At 54.4% G+C, this 16,890-nt stretch carries 22 protein-coding genes; 7 read left to right on the top strand and 15 right to left on the bottom strand.

Annotated features, from left to right (window positions below):
- Positions 1-62 precede the first annotated feature (62 nt).
- Positions 63-1,085: a glyceraldehyde-3-phosphate dehydrogenase gene (locus ACFSOY_RS13160; RefSeq protein ID WP_386047338.1), complete on the bottom strand. Its 1,023-nt coding sequence runs from the start codon at positions 1,083-1,085 to the stop codon at positions 63-65.
- Positions 1,086-1,276: 191 nt separating this feature from the next.
- On the opposite strand from ACFSOY_RS13160, the gene ACFSOY_RS13165 reads away from it, so the two are divergent.
- Positions 1,277-2,119, top strand: a complete 843-nt coding sequence (locus tag ACFSOY_RS13165) for a DegV family protein (RefSeq protein ID WP_386047340.1) — start codon at positions 1,277-1,279, stop codon at positions 2,117-2,119.
- Positions 2,120-2,322: 203 nt separating this feature from the next.
- Here ACFSOY_RS13165 and ACFSOY_RS13170 read toward each other — a convergent pair whose 3' ends face one another.
- From ACFSOY_RS13170 to ACFSOY_RS13200, 7 genes are all read right to left on the bottom strand, one after another.
- Positions 2,323-3,411 (bottom strand): class I SAM-dependent methyltransferase, encoded by a 1,089-nt coding sequence (locus ACFSOY_RS13170; RefSeq protein WP_386047341.1) that lies wholly within the window; start codon positions 3,409-3,411, stop codon positions 2,323-2,325.
- Between the two features lie 68 nt (positions 3,412-3,479).
- On the bottom strand, positions 3,480-4,073 hold the full coding sequence (clpP, locus tag ACFSOY_RS13175) for an ATP-dependent Clp endopeptidase proteolytic subunit ClpP (RefSeq protein ID WP_386047342.1): 594 nt from the start codon (positions 4,071-4,073) through the stop codon (positions 3,480-3,482).
- Positions 4,074-4,221: 148 nt separating this feature from the next.
- Positions 4,222-4,491 carry a rhodanese-like domain-containing protein gene (locus tag ACFSOY_RS13180; RefSeq protein ID WP_386047344.1) on the bottom strand — a complete coding sequence of 90 codons (270 nt, stop codon included), beginning with the start codon at positions 4,489-4,491 and terminating at the stop codon, positions 4,222-4,224.
- Between the two features lie 95 nt (positions 4,492-4,586).
- Entirely contained in the window at positions 4,587-4,748 is a 162-nt protein-coding gene (locus ACFSOY_RS13185; protein WP_386047655.1) for a hypothetical protein, read from the bottom strand.
- 172 nt (positions 4,749-4,920) lie between these two features.
- Positions 4,921-5,385: an isochorismatase family protein gene (locus tag ACFSOY_RS13190; protein WP_386047346.1), complete on the bottom strand. Its 465-nt coding sequence runs from the start codon at positions 5,383-5,385 to the stop codon at positions 4,921-4,923.
- Between the two features lie 95 nt (positions 5,386-5,480).
- Positions 5,481-5,753: a hypothetical protein gene (locus ACFSOY_RS13195; RefSeq protein WP_386047348.1), complete on the bottom strand. Its 273-nt coding sequence runs from the start codon at positions 5,751-5,753 to the stop codon at positions 5,481-5,483.
- Between the two features lie 61 nt (positions 5,754-5,814).
- Complete coding sequence (locus ACFSOY_RS13200; protein WP_386047349.1) at positions 5,815-6,456, bottom strand: LON peptidase substrate-binding domain-containing protein; 642 nt, start codon at positions 6,454-6,456, stop codon at positions 5,815-5,817.
- A gap of 149 nt (positions 6,457-6,605) precedes the next feature.
- Between ACFSOY_RS13200 and ACFSOY_RS13205 the strand changes: the two genes are divergently transcribed.
- On the top strand, positions 6,606-6,878 hold the full coding sequence (locus ACFSOY_RS13205; protein ID WP_386047351.1) for a DUF3055 domain-containing protein: 273 nt from the start codon (positions 6,606-6,608) through the stop codon (positions 6,876-6,878).
- 106 nt (positions 6,879-6,984) lie between these two features.
- Here ACFSOY_RS13205 and ACFSOY_RS13210 read toward each other — a convergent pair whose 3' ends face one another.
- Positions 6,985-7,440 (bottom strand): hypothetical protein, encoded by a 456-nt coding sequence (locus ACFSOY_RS13210; protein ID WP_386047352.1) that lies wholly within the window; start codon positions 7,438-7,440, stop codon positions 6,985-6,987.
- A gap of 345 nt (positions 7,441-7,785) precedes the next feature.
- Here ACFSOY_RS13210 and ACFSOY_RS13215 point away from each other — a divergent pair, with 345 nt between their 5' ends.
- From ACFSOY_RS13215 to ACFSOY_RS13235, 5 genes are all read left to right on the top strand, one after another.
- A complete protein-coding gene (locus tag ACFSOY_RS13215) occupies positions 7,786-8,064 on the top strand; it encodes a hypothetical protein (protein WP_386047353.1) in 279 nt (92 codons plus the stop codon).
- Between the two features lie 73 nt (positions 8,065-8,137).
- Positions 8,138-8,335 carry a hypothetical protein gene (locus tag ACFSOY_RS13220; protein WP_386047355.1) on the top strand — a complete coding sequence of 66 codons (198 nt, stop codon included), beginning with the start codon at positions 8,138-8,140 and terminating at the stop codon, positions 8,333-8,335.
- Between the two features lie 56 nt (positions 8,336-8,391).
- Entirely contained in the window at positions 8,392-8,748 is a 357-nt protein-coding gene (locus ACFSOY_RS13225) for a YlbF family regulator (RefSeq protein WP_386047357.1), read from the top strand.
- A 70-nt stretch (positions 8,749-8,818) separates the two neighbouring features.
- Entirely contained in the window at positions 8,819-9,109 is a 291-nt protein-coding gene (locus ACFSOY_RS13230; protein ID WP_386047359.1) for a DUF1292 domain-containing protein, read from the top strand.
- A gap of 68 nt (positions 9,110-9,177) precedes the next feature.
- Positions 9,178-10,431, top strand: a complete 1,254-nt coding sequence (locus ACFSOY_RS13235; protein ID WP_386047361.1) for a BaiN/RdsA family NAD(P)/FAD-dependent oxidoreductase — start codon at positions 9,178-9,180, stop codon at positions 10,429-10,431.
- A 52-nt stretch (positions 10,432-10,483) separates the two neighbouring features.
- On the opposite strand, the gene ACFSOY_RS13240 is transcribed toward ACFSOY_RS13235, so the two are convergent.
- From ACFSOY_RS13240 to ACFSOY_RS13265, 6 genes are all read right to left on the bottom strand, one after another.
- Positions 10,484-11,734, bottom strand: coding sequence for an MFS transporter (locus ACFSOY_RS13240; RefSeq protein WP_386047363.1), 1,251 nt, complete (start codon positions 11,732-11,734; stop codon positions 10,484-10,486).
- A 258-nt stretch (positions 11,735-11,992) separates the two neighbouring features.
- On the bottom strand, positions 11,993-12,727 hold the full coding sequence (locus ACFSOY_RS13245) for a type 1 glutamine amidotransferase (RefSeq protein ID WP_386047365.1): 735 nt from the start codon (positions 12,725-12,727) through the stop codon (positions 11,993-11,995).
- Positions 12,696-14,084: a MurT ligase domain-containing protein gene (locus ACFSOY_RS13250; protein ID WP_386047367.1), complete on the bottom strand. Its 1,389-nt coding sequence runs from the start codon at positions 14,082-14,084 to the stop codon at positions 12,696-12,698. Before ACFSOY_RS13250 ends, ACFSOY_RS13245 begins: the two co-directional genes overlap by 32 nt.
- A gap of 96 nt (positions 14,085-14,180) precedes the next feature.
- Positions 14,181-14,579 (bottom strand): hypothetical protein, encoded by a 399-nt coding sequence (locus ACFSOY_RS13255; RefSeq protein WP_386047369.1) that lies wholly within the window; start codon positions 14,577-14,579, stop codon positions 14,181-14,183.
- Between the two features lie 89 nt (positions 14,580-14,668).
- Positions 14,669-16,225, bottom strand: coding sequence for an LCP family protein (locus ACFSOY_RS13260; protein ID WP_386047371.1), 1,557 nt, complete (start codon positions 16,223-16,225; stop codon positions 14,669-14,671).
- A 177-nt stretch (positions 16,226-16,402) separates the two neighbouring features.
- Positions 16,403-16,855: a L,D-transpeptidase gene (locus ACFSOY_RS13265; RefSeq protein ID WP_386047372.1), complete on the bottom strand. Its 453-nt coding sequence runs from the start codon at positions 16,853-16,855 to the stop codon at positions 16,403-16,405.
- Positions 16,856-16,890 lie beyond the last annotated feature (35 nt).

Raw genomic sequence — 16,890 nt, forward strand, 5'->3', positions numbered from 1 at the left:
CCCATTATACAAAAAGAGCCGCCTTGTGGCGACTCTATTTGTCATTCAATCTGAAAAATCGATTAGCAGGAAACCTTTTCTGTCATCTTCTTGCCGACGAAGCGAGCCAAGTCGACCACGCGCTCCGAGTAGCCCCACTCGTTGTCATACCATGCGACCACTTTGACCGTCTTCTCGCCGACGACCATCGTCGAGAGACCGTCGACGATCGAAGAGCGAGCGTCACCGACGAAGTCGATCGAGACGAGCGGCTCATCGGAGAAGCCGAGGATGCCTTTCAACGAACCTTCTGCCGCTTCTTTCAGCGCAGCGTTCAGCTCTTCGACCGTCACATCTTTCTCCAAGTTGGCGACCAGATCGACCACCGAAACGTTCGGAGTTGGGACGCGCATCGCGAAGCCGTTCAGCTTGCCTTTCAGCTCCGGCAACACCAGGCCGACCGCCTTCGCAGCACCTGTCGAAGTCGGGATGATCGACTGTGCACACGCGCGCGCGCGGCGCAGGTCTTTGTGCGGGTTGTCCAGGTTGTTCTGATCGTTCGTGTACGAGTGGATCGTCGTCATCAGCCCGTTCACGATGGTGAACTTGTCATGCAGCACTTTCGCCACCGGAGCGAGGCAGTTGGTGGTGCAAGAAGCGTTGGAGATCACGTCGTGCTTCTCATGGTCGTACACGCCTTCGTTGACGCCCATCACGATCGTCACATCTTCATCTTTGCCAGGAGCGGTGATGATCACCTTTTTCGCCCCGGCGGTGATGTGTTGACCTGCCGTCTCTTTGGAGCGGAATTTCCCAGTCGCCTCGATGACGATGTCCACACCGAGTTCCTTCCACGGCAGATTTAACGGGTTGCGGTCGCCGACGATCTTCGTCGCGCGTCCGTTTACGATGATGCTATCGGCCGTCGTCTCGACCTCTGCATTAAATTTGCCCTGTACGGAATCATATTTCAAAAGATGTGCGAGTGCTTTCACATCATGAGTTGCGTTGATCGCTACGATCTCGATTTCCGGATCGAGAGCTGCTGCGCGAAACACCATCCGTCCAATACGACCAAAACCGTTGATTGCAAGTTTAATCGACATATTTATTAGTACCTCCCAGCAGTCAGGTGCGTTAGTTCCTACCCTATTGTACACAACATCAAACCAATAATCCACACTATATTCGTCCAAATTCCAAAAAAGTATGTCACAATTAAGTCAACAATCGGAGTCCTCAAGTTATGTTTCCTATGATATAATAAAAAAATTCGTGAAATGGAAGGCGGATGAAAATGCTTCATGTTGTGACTGACAGCACTGCAGACCTAAGCCCCTCGACAGTTCAAGAGTACGGGATTGCGATCACCCCGCTCAACGTGATCTTCGAAGGTAACACATATGCGGACGGCGTCGATCTGACCAAAGAGCAGTTTTACGCGAAGATGGCCACATCGAAAGTCCTTCCGACCACCTCCCAGCCCAGCCCTGCGCTGATGAAGGAGCGCTTTCAGAAAATCATCGACCAAGGTCACGATGTCTATTATATCGGGATCGCTTCCACGCTCTCCGGCACCATTCAATCTGCGCGCATCGGCCGGGACATGGTCACCCACCCGGAGCGCGTGACGATCTTCGACTCGTTAAATGTCTCGTTCGGTCAGGGCGTGCTTGCGCTTGAAGCGGCGAAGATGGCGCGGATCGGCAAGACGGCAGCTGAGATCACTGCGCGTTTGAAAAATATTCGCGAGCGCTTCAAGCTGGTGTTCTCTGTCGCGACGCTTGAAAATCTTCGCCGTTCCGGCCGGATCAACAACCTGTCCTACCTGTTCGGCTCGCTGCTTGCGATCAAGCCGATCTTGATGCTCGACACCGATGGCATCGTACAACAATATGATAAGGTGCGCGGCAAAAAAAATGCGCTGAACACCTTGCTGCGCTTTGTGGAAACGCATCCGCCAGACCCGGAGATCACCTTCGGCATCGGTCATATCGCAGCGCCTGAGCGAGCGGAAGAGCTCCGCGAGCTGATGCACGAGCGCGGCATCACCAACACGGAGATCTTCGAGATCTCCGGCGTTGTCGGAACGCATGTCGGCTTGGGCACGACCGGCCTGCTCTACGTTGCCAAAGACTAAATAAGAAAAGCCACGGACGCTTCCCCATCCAGGAAGGCCGTGGCTTTCTTCTTTTATCCACCGATCATACTACCGCTTTTCATAAACCAAAGACCTAATGCTAAAAACAAAGCGCAGAAGATAAACAACGCGACAGACAATCGCTTTAAAAACATGCCCGACACTCCTTTGCTCCCCATACCCGTCCATTATAACACAGAGTTTCAAAACCCTTGCACCAACACTTTAAAGTGATCGCCGATACCGCCGGGGAGGATCAGCTGCTTGATCGCGCGATTCCGCTTCATGACCGGATCGCGAAACAGATCGGCAGACTGCACATCTTGCAAGCGATTCAAGATCCCCGCCTGCAGCAGATAGCTGGATTGAGAACCGTAAAACTCGGTCCTGCCTGCCGCTCGTTCCCCAAGCTCCTGCAGGGCTGTGAAGTTCACATCTGTCGTCAGGTCTTGCAGTCCGATGTTCGCAAACGGATCTTCGATCAACCGATGCTGGAAAAATCCGCGCAACGTGCCGTTCCTCCTGCTCTTGTGATGCAACATCTGAGCATCAAAGCCGTAGTCGATCGTGATCATCGATCCGTTCGCCAACAGCGAACATGCCCGTTCGTACCAATCGAGACCGGCCAAGCCGACCTCTGTCACCTGTCCGACCATCATCTCCGGCGCATAGCGAGCGAGGTAGGCGTGCAGACGATGATCAGACAGCGCAGCAGGCGTCTCGACAAACGAATTGCTCTCCCGATCCCACGCCACATAGAGCTCGGCGTAACCCGCTTTTGTTTGCACCACGCGATGCACCGGGAACGCGTCGACAAACTCGTTGGTCAGCACGGCACCGCGATAGGGTGCGCCCGCTGCCAGCTCCGCTTCTGACGTCCAGCTCAGCTTGCGCGAATGCGCAGCTGTCATCTCCTGTTGCACCTGCTGCAAGCTGGGTGAAATCTCGACGATTCGATAGTCGACTCGCTCATACAGCACCGGATGCGCGCTTTGCCAACGATCGAGCACATCGCGAGCCAACATCCCCTCCCCGGCGCCAAACTCGATCAGGGAGATCGTTCCTTCGCCTAGCTGCTCTGCCTTCTCCGCCAGCTGATCGGCCAGCACCTCGGCAAACACCGGATTGATCCCCGGGCTGGTGTAGAAATCGCCCGCCTTGCCAAACTTCCGCTTCTCCCCCGTATAATACCCGAGCTCCGGGTGATACAGCGCCCACTCCATAAAGCGGGCAAAGGGCACCCTGACCTCCACCTCGATCTGTTCACGAATCCATCTTGCCAGCTCTGTCAATGCGCTTCCCTCGCTTCCCAACTCAAAAACGACAGGAGAAAGGTCCCCTGCCGTCCGAAAGAACAGCCTTATTTCACTTCGCTGATGTTTTGGATCACTTTGTCGATCAGACCGTATTCGAGCGCTTCGTGCGCATCGAACCATCTGTCACGATCCGAATCGATCGTAAGCTTATCGATCGGCTGACCGGTATGCTCTGCCATGATGCGGTTGATGCGCTCTCTGGTGTGCAAGATGCGCTTCGCTGCGATCTCGATGTCGGTCGCTTGACCGCGCGCACCGCCGAGCGGTTGGTGAATCATCACCTCTGCGTTTGGCAGCGCGATGCGCTTGCCAGGTGCACCTGCCATCAACAAAAAGGCACCCATCGACGCCGCCATGCCGAGACAGATCGTCGAAACGTCAGGTTTGATGTATTGCATGGTGTCATAGATCGCAAGCCCTGCCGAGATCGAACCGCCCGGCGAGTTGATGTACAGGTGGATATCCTTCTCAGGATCATCTGCTGCCAAGAACAGCATTTGCGCGATGATCGAGTTGGCCACATTGTCATCCAGCTCGCTGCCGTAGAAGATGATGCGGTCTTTGAGCAGACGCGAGTAGATATCGTATGAGCGCTCACCACGCGAAGTTTGTTCAATTACGTACGGGACGAGATTCATCAGAAAATCCTCCTTTACACGTCAAACGATTTGTTTGTTTGTTACCTCTCTCTTACAGTATACCGATTTCAACCGAACGGTCAAAGACGGTCAGAAGGTCAACAAAGGTCAAATTTGGTCAAAAATGAGAAGTAACTGACTCTTTCGCTTACTCTCCTTGCTCAATCTCGCCTTTATACGCTTCCATCCCGCCGACCAAAATTTCTACCTGCTGATACCCTTCCTCTTCCAAGAGCACCTTCACTTGCGCGGCGCGCTTTCCCATCCGACAGACGATCAAGATCTTATCGTCCAATTCGACATCTGACAGCGCATACGACAATTCTTGCAACCCGATATTTTTCGAACCTGGGATATGACCTGTTATGTATTCCTCTTCACTGCGGATGTCCAGCACGATCTTAGGCTCGTTGCTCATCATGTTTCCCCTCTCGTACAAAAGCCCCTTGTGGAACACACAAGCGGGCTCTTTCACAGATTCAGTTTGACCATTCAGGCATCGATTTAGACTGGCTATTTGAAACGAACTCCGTATTTCCCGCGATTGGTGCGATATAATTCCACTTCTTGCGGAGGTTGTTGCCCATAGATCCGCTTGTCACCTTCCACCCACATCACCGCGCAGTAGGCCTCGAACTTGCTGTCATACAATCCTGCCCAATAGACCCAAGACAAGTTCCTCACCTCTCTCCGTTTCAATCCTAAGCCTGCGAAAAGGTTCGATGATCGACCTTACATCGACCTTCCAGCCGAGGTCGAGCTTAGTGTTGCCGCAAGCGGAGAGAGCTAATCCTGACAGAAAAAACCTGCCCGAGCCGTTCCCGAGCAGGTTCTGACCGAATAAATCTTAGACCCAGACGCGGCCGCCGCCGTTTGCCAGCACGTTCTCATCGCCCAGCACAAAGCGCATGATCGTCGTCGACTCCCAGCCTCTGGTCGAGAAAGAAGCGAGCAGACGTTCCAGCACCTGCACTTTGAACCCAGCGTCGAGCAAGTTGTACATCGTGGCAAGAACGGTCATGTCAGAGTCGACGCCGCCGAGGTGTACCGTGTCGATCTTGTTCTCCGCGAGCAGCTGTTTCACCTCGTCGTTGTACGCCGAGTAGCCGCGCTTCTCGACGATATGAGCTTTCGGATGCTTGAGGAGCAGCGTATCTTCGTTCTCGTTCTCCTCATGCTTCCAATGCGTCAGGATGATCAGGTCATACTGATCGCCAGACTGGTCGAGGTATTTTTGACAGAGCGGATATATGTAATCCATGTTGCCGAGAAAATCAGATTGAATATCGGTGATCAGCAATGCTTTTTTCATGATCGACCCACACCTTTCCAGCAGTTCATATTCTTTTCTATGGTATCAAAAGAACAAGCAAGTTGTAAATTGGAGATTGTGGACAGTCTATGACGTTATTTTGTCGATTCGAGCCCTTCGACGATCTTTTGCAGCTCTCCTCTGATCATGCCTGCCATCGTCAGGCGGCCAAGCGCTTGTCCATGATGTCCGGTGATCTCGATGACTCCCTCGATCTCCTCCAGCGCTTCACCGAAGCCGCGCTCGATCAGGTCGGCGCGCATGCCTTCGATCTGTTCGTGATTCTTCTTCATGCCCATCTTGGCTTGCGCGATGTATTCATCCATCGTTTCGATCAGCTTGAGAAGCTCTGCTCTGCGATCTGCCATGTGCACGTTTCCCTCCCGTTTCCTATCGTGTCCCTTCTAAACGAAAACTATTATAACATAGTTACTTCCCCTGCGCTTCTCGGATCATCTCCGCCAGCTTCTCGGTCTCCTCTTCCAGCAGTTCGCGCACCAGCTCCAACCGCTTCCCGAGGTTGCGATTGAGCAAGATCGCCTGCTTCAGCTCCGGCTGAATGTGCAAAAAGGATGGGATCAGCCAGGAGAGGGTGACCGGGTCGCTCGGCAGATTGATCTTTTCGTAGGGATAGTGCAGGGCGATCGAGAGCAGCTTGTAGTAGCGCTGAAAGAGGGTACCCAGATCTGTCTGTTCGACAGAGGTGGAGACGAGCACATGCTCAGGTGCCGGTTCGTCCTCATACGGCTCGACCATCGCCGTCAAGCATTCTCCATCATAGGAGCTGGTCAAGATTCGAAAGCGGCCCTCGCCGCGCGTGGTGATCAGCATCCGCCCATCTTCCAGACGGGTCAGATTTTCAATTCTGGCGACGGTGCCCACCTCTGCGGTCGTCGCACGTCCGCCCGACTCGTGGCCGGAGATGATCTGCACGACGCCAAACGGAACGTCATGCTCGACACACATCTCGATCATCGTTCTGTAGCGCGGCTCAAAGATGTGCAGCGGCAAGCTCCCCTGTGGATACAGCACCGTGTGCAGCGGAAACAGCTGCAACTGATAGGTCGACATCCTGGATTCCCCCCTTTGTGAAGCGTCGCTTGTCAAATCTCTTCCAATTATAAACCCTTGACGACAGGACTTGTAGAAGCAGATCGAAAATCGTACTATGGTAACGTGCATTCCAAAACAGATACCAAGGAAGATGAGGTGTTCCTTCTATGTATATCAACATGTATGACGAACAAGAAGAGACGATGACCCGCTTTGTCGGCTTCGTCGGCAATCACCGCTGGGACCTGGCGATCACGCAAACCAAACATTTTTATGGCAAGAGCCTCGTCATCAACATTCAATCGGGGCGCAGCGCCATCCTCGACAAGGACGATCTTTCCGAAGACAAAGTGCACCTGCTCGCCGAGCAGTTCGCCCTGTCTGATGAAGAAGAGGTACAAGAGCTGGCCGAGTTCCTGCTCGCCAACTTGCCACAATAAGCAAAAGGCATGTCTTTCGATTCGAAACGACATGCCTTTCTTTATGGACAAGGATGATAGAGATCGCTCCAGCCGGCGGCAATATCTCCACCACGCTCCCGCTCATTCATTCTCCGCCAAGAATGTCAGCATAGCGCTCTTGGATGTGCTCGACAACCTCGCGGTACTCATCTTCGTCGGTGATGTTGGACAGCTCATAATCGCCGGTGCCGGTCGCAGCAGCTCGGAAGAAGACCAGCTCCTGATTCACCAAGTTCTCGCGATCATAGTAGAGCGCATACTCTTTGCGCTGCCACGTAAAATAAGCCCCGAGCGCATAGCGCCCTTCGCGATGCTCCTCATTGACCTGCACGAAGAAGATCGACGTGATGATCTCCTTGATCTGCTCAATGTACAGTTCACCAGGGTACTCCAGTATGTATGTTCCATCCTCATCCTGTTCGTCGATGCGGAAGATCTCCTTTTTCTCATCGCGTTCAAAGTCGATCATCAGCAGATGAACGTCCTCGTGGAAAAACGCATATTCACGGCCTTTTAAAAACCGAAAGTTGTGATGTTCCAAGCGTGACACTCCTTTCTGGGAAAAACAGCAGGGCTGCTTGCACGGCCCTGCTGCTCAGAGGTTGGGATTAATTTTCCCAGGATTCGTATTGCTTCCGAACTGCTTTCTCGGTGTTTTCCTTCGTAATCGAAGCACACATGAAGAGCAGTGCGAAAACTGCGGCTACGGCAGCGATCGTTCCGATCATCGCGCGTCGCCCCCTTTCCAATCTTTCATATACCCTTTACAAGAAAGCGCTATACATATACCCCCTTTAGCATAAAAAAACCCCCGTACTGCGTCAAGTGAATATCTCTTGAACAAAATCGCAGAAACTAGCGAAGATACGCAAAGGGGGTTCTTTTGATGAGTCAAGCACCGCAGATCTTTCAAAAAAAGGTCGGCCACATCGAACAGTCGACGCGCAGCCTGATCAACACCGCTCTGTACTATCTGAACGATCCGAGCCTGCCCGACTCGCTTCCGAACGCGCGCCGCTGTCTGGAGACGGCCAAATACGTGCTCGAAGGCATCTACATGCCGTCTTCGCCAGCTGAGACGAGCGAACCGCTGGCACATGCTGCTGAGCAGAGCTGGCCGCACGGGATCATCGAAAGCTTTGGATTTGTGAACAACACCGACTGAATCGCTCACCCCACATTTGCGACAAATGTGGGGTTTCGTCTATAATAGGGGAAGGAGAAAAGGAGGCTTTACGATGTCGATACTCAATCGTTACTTTTTCTACGCGATCTGTTTCATTCTGGTGATCGTCGGAATCGTTTCGCAATCATATACCCTTCTCGCCCTCTCTTTTGTCGCCGGTACGATCGTCGGTCTGATCACCGAGTACTATGACAACCGTCGCGATGAGAAGTTTAAGCACCTCAACGCCAACCACCAATACAAGCACTAAGCAGCATCCACATCCCGTTTCGGGGTGTGGATTCTTTCAGACAGGAGGGTCTTGATATGACCACACTCGACCGCAACGAAATCTGGGCACAGGCATTCGAACTCGGGGAGATGATCCTGCGCACGCCAGAGGTCGATCACTATAAACAGTGCGAGCAGGCGATGCTCACCCATCCGGAGCTAGGTGCCAAGGTCTCCAAGTTCAAAGAGATGCAAGAGCAGTATGATCGGCTGGCCGAATACTCGCAAGGCGCGCATCTGGACGGCCTGCGCAAAGATATGAAACAGCTTCAGGCGGAGCTCGACACCTATCCGGAAGTTCAGGCGTACAAACAGGCGATGCAGACGGTGGATGATCTGCTGAAAGCGGTCACCGACAAGATCGCCGCCACCATCGTGGAAAAGTCTTCCTGAATTTGACGAGGAAAATCGAGCATGCTATTATTATCCAAGACTTTTACCTAAGGAAGAGAGGGATCACCTCATGTCCGAACACGAACATGTGCATGACGAGAACTGCAATCACGAGCATGAAGAAGTCGTTATCCTGACAGATGACGAGGGCAACGAGCGTGAATTTATCATCGTTGAGACCATGCAAGTAGAAGAGCAGCACTACGCGATCCTCGTTGCAGCTGACGGCACTGATGATGACGGCTTCATCATGCGTATCGAAGAAGATGAAGAGGGCGAAGAGTACCTGATCGACATCGAAGATGAGCAAGAGTGGAACCGTGTCGTCGCAGCCTACGAAAAGATGGCTGACCAAGAGTAATCGAAATGCCACTGTTTTCGAACAGTGGCTTTTTCATATCGAAAACGCCTTAAAGGGGACCAAGATCCATGAAGTACGACTGCATCGTCATCGGCGGTGGACCGTCCGGCCTGATGGCTGCGATCTCAGCCGGCCTGCATGGCGCCAGAGTGCTGTTGCTGGAAAAAGGAGATCGGCTCGGACGCAAATTGCTCATCTCCGGCGGCGGGCGCTGCAACGTGACGAACAACAAGGAGATCGACGAGCTGATCCAGCACATTCCGGGCAACGGCCGCTTCATGTACGGGCCGTTTTCTGTGTTCAACAACCGTGACATCGTCCGCTTCTTCGAAGAGCTGGGCATCCGGTTGAAAGAGGAAGACCGCGGACGCATGTTCCCCGTCTCCGACAAGGCCAAGTCTGTGCTGGACGCATTGCTGACCAAGATGCGCGACTTGGACGTTGTGATCAAGACGAACACTGCGGTCGCCTCCGTGCGCTACGAGCAGGGTGCCGTCGCAGGGGTCAAGCTCCGCGGCGGCGAGCAGATCGATGCCCCCGCCGTGATCATCGCATCGGGCGGCATGTCGGTGCCGAAGACCGGGTCGACCGGAGACGGATACGCTTGGGCGCGCGCTGCCGGACACACGATCACCGATCTGTATCCGACCGAAGTTCCGATCCGATCCAAAGAGCCGTGGATCAAGGAATTGCAAGGGCTGTCTCTGCGCCACATCGTGCTGACCGTCCAGAATGCAAAAGGGAAGAAGATCATCGCCCATGAAGGCGATATGATCTTCACTCATTTTGGCATTTCCGGGCCTGCTGTGCTTCGCTGTTCGCAGTTTGTCGTCAAAGAGTTGAAAAAGGGCGCGACCGCCGTACAGCTGCAGCTCGACCTTTTCCCCGAGCAGAAACTGGAGGATCTCCAGGCTGAGCTGTACCGCCGAGCAGAAGCGGAGCCGAAAAAAGCGTTCAAAAACGTGATCAAAGGATTTATCCCTGAGCGCATGATTCCGCTCCTGCTGGCCAAGTCGGAGCTGGACGAAGACACCACGTTCGCCAACCTGCCGAAAAAACCGCTCGCAACCTTGGCCGAACTGCTCAAAGCGCTACCGATCTCCGCCAGCGGCACGCTTTCGATCGAGGAAGCGTTCATCACCGGAGGTGGCGTACACCTGAAAGAGGTGACGCCGAGCACGATGCAATCGAAGCTGATGCCCGGCCTTTTCTTCAGCGGCGAGATTCTCGACCTGCACGGGTATACTGGTGGCTTCAACATCACCGTCGCCTTCTCCACCGGCTATGTCGCTGGCAAGAGCGCAGCCGAATCATACGCCTAGCAAAAAGCCCCGTTCCTCTAGGAACGGGGCTTTGTCAGCTTCAGCAATTATATCAGGAGCGCTCTGTGTGCGATTCGAGCTCCGCCGCACCCTTCGGCTCGCGGATCGGCGCGAGGTTGCCCAGCAGGATCACCAGCGCACAAACGCCGAAGATCACCGTCATCGAAGTGGTCGAAAGGCCTTCCCAGCCGAACGATGCGATCAGCGCCACCGCACCGATGATCAGCAGATCGAACATCGAGTCTGCGATCGACAGCAGCGACAGCGTGGTCGCCCGGCTGCCCGACGGTATATATCCGTTCACCAGATGCGAATACAGCGGGTAGCGCACCGTGCGCGCGATGCGAAGCACGAAATAGACTGTGATCGCCACCGCTAAACTGCTCTGCACAAACGTGGCAATCAGCACCATCAGGAACGAGAGCAGCCCGGTCACCCGCATCAGCGACAAGCGGGAGAACCGATCGGTCAACCAGTCGATCTTGCGCGACAAGAAGAGCGCGAGCAACGCGCCTCCCGCATAGAGCAGGCCGAGCCACTCGACAGGAAGGCCCGCTTGATTTAAAAACGGTTGCTCAAACTTCCCGAAGACGACCACGGTCGGGATGAACACGACCGTAAAGTTGATGAAGAGCTTGATCAGATCTGGAGTCTTTCTGATCAGATTCCACCCGTTGCGCACATGCTGAAACGGATTGTCGCGGAATCCTTCCTCCTGATCGCTGTTGACGATTCGCATCATCAACAGCAGCTGCACCGCCTGTGCGATCAAACCTAACAGAATCAGCAGGCGAAACTGATCTTCTGCCAGATCACGCGCCCAATAAGCACCAAACAGCGTCGTGACGATCGCCGGAACATAGATGGCAGACGAGATCTTGCCCATCACACCGCTCATCTCATCTGAACGGCCTTCCTGCTTCAGCGACTCGTAGACGAGCGCTTCCTCCGCCCCCGAGAAAAAGGTGACAGCGATTCCGCTCAAGACGTTGCTCAGACAGAAGAGCAACAGGCTGTCGGCGAAGAACAGCACGACGGTGCTCATCATCGCGACGAACGTGCCGACCAAAAAGGACGCTTTCGCCCCAAAGCGGTCTGCCACCACACCGGTTGGCACTTCAAACAGCAAGACAGAACTGCACCAACACAAGGTGATCCACAGCACACCCGCTTCGGACAACCCCCGTTCGAAATAGAACAGCGTCAAGATCGGCTCTAAAAAATTGACGCTGCCAAACAGAGTGGCCCAAAAGATGATGCGAATATTGTGGTCTGCACGCGAGCACATTTGTAATTGATTCATCGACTACTTCCTCCTGTTTCGGAACGATTTTCATCAATCCCTCCGAAAAACAGGTACTGCTATTCATCTCATCCTGTTTTCGGAGGTTATTTGCTTGCTACCTCAGATACCGGATTGTGGATTGACATGTTGAAATTCCTCCTTTTGCGTAATAGCTTCTATTATATGTCAGTTCAGTCGATTTTGAAAAGCAGAAAAAAAGCTGTTCAAGTGATGACCGAACAGCTTCATTTTTCGCCTGAACGCCTCGCCCTGTTCCTAACGGGACTCGACCAGGCGCTTATATAATTTTTGCTGTGTGCGCGCTTCCAGCTGATCGTCGATCCGATCCAACGTGAACGACAGATCTCTGCGCCGAAGCGCAAGCGTGATCAGATGATCCGCCAGCGCTGGGTTTTTCGCAAGGAGCGGACCGTGCAGGTAGGTGCCGAAGATCGAGCCTTGGCGAACACCTTCAAACGCATCCTCACCGCTGTTGCCATACCCTTTGATCACCTTCATCATCGGTTGCACCTGTGCGCCGAGATACGTTTTGCCCGAGTGGTTCTCATAGCCGATCACGTTCGTCTTCACACCGTCGATCTCCATCTCGGCCACCACATTGCCGACCATGCGCTCTTTCGCGCCGACCGTGTGGATGTCAAGCAGCCCAAGCCCCGGGATCCGCTGCCCACCGCTCGTCTCAAAATAGTTGCCGAGCAATTGGTAGCCACCGCAGACCGCGAGGATGACCGTGCCCTTCGCCACCGCCTTTTCCAAGTTCTGGCGGCGCTTTTGCAAGTCCTCCGCGACGATGCCCTGCTCGCGATCCATGCCACCGCCCATCACCAAGATGTCATAGCTGGAAAGATCGGGCTCATGGCCGACGGTCACCTCGTCCACCGTGACGCGCAGCCCGCGCCATTCGGCACGCTTTTGCAGGATGATCACATTGCCGCGGTCGCTGTACAGGTCGAGCAGATCAGGATACAGATGCGCGATTGACAGTTGCAAGCTCGGTCCCTCCTTCGTTGAGCAGATGATCTCTGATGTTGTAAAGCGAGGTGTAGGTGGACAGAATGTAGAGCATATGGCCGTCTGGCAGATCGCGCAGGGACTGTTCGACACATTGGATGTCCCCTTCGATGATCTCGGTGATCTCCCCGAGGTCCGCATACCGCAGGCGGATCGCAAAGTCTTCCGCGCGAGTTCCCGCACAATAGATGCGGCGAAGGTCGGCAAGCTGGTGCAGTCGCTCGATGTTCGTATCCCAGATCCACGAGACGTCCGTCCCGTCCGCATAGCGGTCGTTCAAGATGACCACCAGTTCGACCGGGCGCGTTTCGTGCTCGACCACTTTTAACACTTCGTTAAACCCGGTCGGGTTTTTGACCAGCGTCAGCATCAGATCGCGCCCGTTGGCAGCCGTCAAGCGCTCCATCCGCCCGAGTTGCGTTTTCATTTCGCTCATGCCGCGCACCAGCACGTCGTCCTGCACGCCGAAGACGGTCGATGCGGTGATCGAAGCTAATGCGTTGTAGACGTTGTACAGGGCGGGAGAGTTGATAAACCCGGTGGCAGAGCCGACCTGAAACGAGATGCCCTCTCTGCACAGCCCCACATCTTCTGCGACCACCGAAGGGGTTGGGCGCGTGAAGTCGCAGGACGAGCAGCTATAAAATCCGAGCTGTCCATAATGATAGAGCGTGTAGTCCAAATGGTTGCCACACTTGCGGCAAAACTTCCCGTCGCGCACTTCCGAATGCGCTTCCGAGTCGAACTGGCTCGAATCTATCCCATAATAGAGAACGTTTTTCTCCTTTGGCGCGATCGAAGTGACGAGCGGATCATCCGCGTTTAAGATGACCGTCGTGTTGTTCGGCGCCTTTTGCAAAGCTCGTCCGACCATATCGACAACCGTATCCAGTTCGCCATAGCGGTCCATCTGGTCGCGGAAGAAGTTGGTCACCACCACCGCTTTCGGTTGCAGGTGCCCGATCACATTGCCGATCGTCGCCTCATCGACTTCCAGAACGACCGCTTGATCCTGATCGTGAGCAAGATCGACGCCTTCGATCAGCGTCGTGGCGATCCCTTGGATCAAGTTAGCCCCCAAGCTGTTGGAGATCACGTTTCGTCCATCCGCTTTTAAGAACGTCACGAGCAGGTTGCTCGTCGTCGTCTTGCCGTTTGTCCCCGTGATGAAGATCGTGCGCTGTCCGAGGATTCTGCCGTAGACTGCCAACAGGTCTGGACAGATGCGAAGGGCGATCTGCCCAGGCAGCGTCGTCCCTTTGCGGCCTGTGAGCGTCAGCAGTTTTTTTGTCATTTTTGCGGCGAACACTGCCGCGTGGAACCGTAGGCCGTACAAAGCGATTCCTCCTATTACTTTTAATGCCTAGCAGAGTCGTTTCATCCCTTCATGATACACCTGTTCCCGTGAAAAAAAAAGAAGCGAGGTCGGCGCTCAGCGCTGACCTCGCAAGCTTTGCTTATACTCGCGTAAGATTCCTAAGATTTCATGAAACCACGGCCCACCATAGGCGACCAACACACCCGCGCACAGATAGTCCATCGTGTTGGCAATCCAAGCAGAGTTGGCGAGCGTCCAGATCGGCGTCAGTCCGAGATAGGAGAGCGGATGGATGTTGCCGAGTGCGGCGAGCAGAGCTCCGTTCACGCCGCAGACCAGATGAACGTTCGCATGGACAGTCCCCTCGCTGACCGTCATCAGCTGCCCTTTCAACTCTTGGTCGCCAGGCGTTGCCACCAGCCAGTTGAACCGTTTGCGCAGTTGTTGTGTCATCGTCTGCGCCGAAGCGGACAGCGCCGACATCACACCTAGAAAACGCAACAGATCGTCCATTCCCCCGCCGCCCCCTCACCACTGTGATGCCCCATGTTTATGAGTTTTCGACACAAAAAAGACCCCTTGCAACAAGGGGCCTTCGCTCATCATGAAGCGTTGGGAAGATTCGTTTCGCCACCAGTCCCTGGCAGTGCGGTGCCCGGTGGGTTGGTGCCTCCACCCGGGTTGGTCTCTCCGCCTGGGGTGGTGCCACCGCCCGGGTTGGTGCCTCCGCCCGGATTGGTGCCTCCACCCGGATTGGTTCCGCCTCCCGGGTTGGTGCCTCCGCCCGGATTGGTTCCTCCCCCGGGGTTGGTGCCTCCGCCCGGATTCGTGCCGCCCCCCGGATTGGTGCCGCCACCCGGGTTCGTTCCTCCGCCCGGATTGGTACCACCGCCGGGGTTGGTCCCGCCTCCTGGATTGGTGCCACCGCCCGGATTCGTTCCTCCGCCTGGGTTCGTGCCGCCACCCGGGTTCGTGCCACCGCCCGGATTGGTGCCTGGCGAGGTGCTGCCACCTGGAAACGGATTGACCTTGTTCGGATCGACCGGCTCCTCCGGTTGATCTGGCTCGATGTTCGGGTTGCTCGGAACGATCGGGTCCGGTTGGTAATACTCTTGCGGCTGTGTATCCACGTCCTCTTTGAGATCCTTCGGATCGAGGCCTAAGAACTCATAGACCGCTTTGCGCATCTCATAGACGTCTGGCAACAACACCGATTGTCCACCGCCAGCCCAGCCGCCTTTAAACGTGTTCTCCGGCGGGACTTGCAGCGTCTCCATGCTCGAAGTGTCCACTTCGAGCGCCAAACGACCCAGCTTCAACATGTCGCTACCCTTGATGTTCGTCTCCATGTACGGCTTGATCGCGTCGAGGATCTTCGGCAGCTTGACGATCGAAGCAGGCGTTGCCATCTTGTCTGCCAGCGCGACCATAAATTTCCGTTGGCGCTCCGTGCGGGCGAAATCGGAGAGCGCATCATGGCGGAAGCGCACATACATCAGCGCTTTTTTGCCGTCGAGCTGTTGCAGCCCCTGTTCGAGATGAATGTCGTAGACCCCGTCATCCGCATAGTGAAGCGGCTTCTCCACGTCGAGCTCCACACCCCCGACCGCATCGACGATGCCGATAAAGCCTTGGAAGTCTGTTTTCGCATAGTAATGGATCGGAATCTGCAGCATATCCTTCAGCGTTTTGATCGTCAGGTCGGGCCCGCCGATCGCGTGCGCTGCATTGATCTTGTCAAACCCATGCCCCTCCGGAATCTTGTACCACAGGTCCCGCATGACAGACATCACTTTCGCTTTCTTCGTCTCCGGATCGATCGACACGATCACGATGCTGTCTGAGCGAGGGTGCTCATCATTGTCTCGATTGTCCACGCCGAGCAGCACGATGTTGACAGGCTCCGTGCCTGTCCACTCTTCCACTTCGACGATCTTGTCGGTTGAATTTTTGTTCTCCTGTTGAATACCATTAATAAAGCTTCCGATGTAGTAGGCGTAGACGCTGACGATCGCCACCAACAGCACGGCGATGATCGCCACCGTCCATTTGAACGACTTCGTCTTCCACCACCTTTTCTTTCCGGTCGAGGCAGCAGTTTTTTTCTCTTTCGATTTTTTCTCTTTTGTCTTCTTCCCTCTGTCTTTTCTGCTCTCCATCTATATCCAAACCTCTCTATTTGTCGAATTGTAAAAAAAATCAAGACGCAAAAATTATATCATAGGATCGAATCTGCTTTTGTTACAAAACTCGTACAATGTCGAAAAAAAGAACACTGCCACAAGCCGTGTTTTTTCCTACTTTATCGAAAGAAACAACCGCTGTCTATGAGAAGTTCATTCCACAATCTCCACCATCGTTCCGACCTGCACATGATCGTACAGCCAAGTGATCTCTTCGTTTTTCATCCGCACGCATCCGGCCGATACATGCTGGCCGATCAGCTCCGGTTGGTTCGTCCCGTGGATGCCATATTTGGAGCCATCTGTGCCCGGCACATCCAGGCCAATCCAGCGCTCGCCGAGCGGATTGTTCGGATCGCCGCCGGGGATGTTTTTTTTCAAATACCACGGCTTTTTGACCAACATGACCACCGTGTACGTGCCAGTTGGCGTATCATCATGCTCTCTGCCTGTCGCCACAGCAAACGAGCGGATCGGCACATGGTAGGAATAGTAGACCAACCTGTTTTCCGACTTGTCGATCTTTATATAGGACGTGCTGAATGGCAAACTGGTTACATTGGCAAATAAAAAGAAACCGATCAGGATTGCACTGCCCAGGCGCATCGTCTATCACCCCCGTGTGCATACACTTCCCGATC

This window comes from Tumebacillus lipolyticus (assembly GCF_042682745.1).
Taxonomy (GTDB): domain Bacteria; phylum Bacillota; class Bacilli; order Tumebacillales; family Tumebacillaceae; genus Tumebacillus_A; species Tumebacillus_A lipolyticus.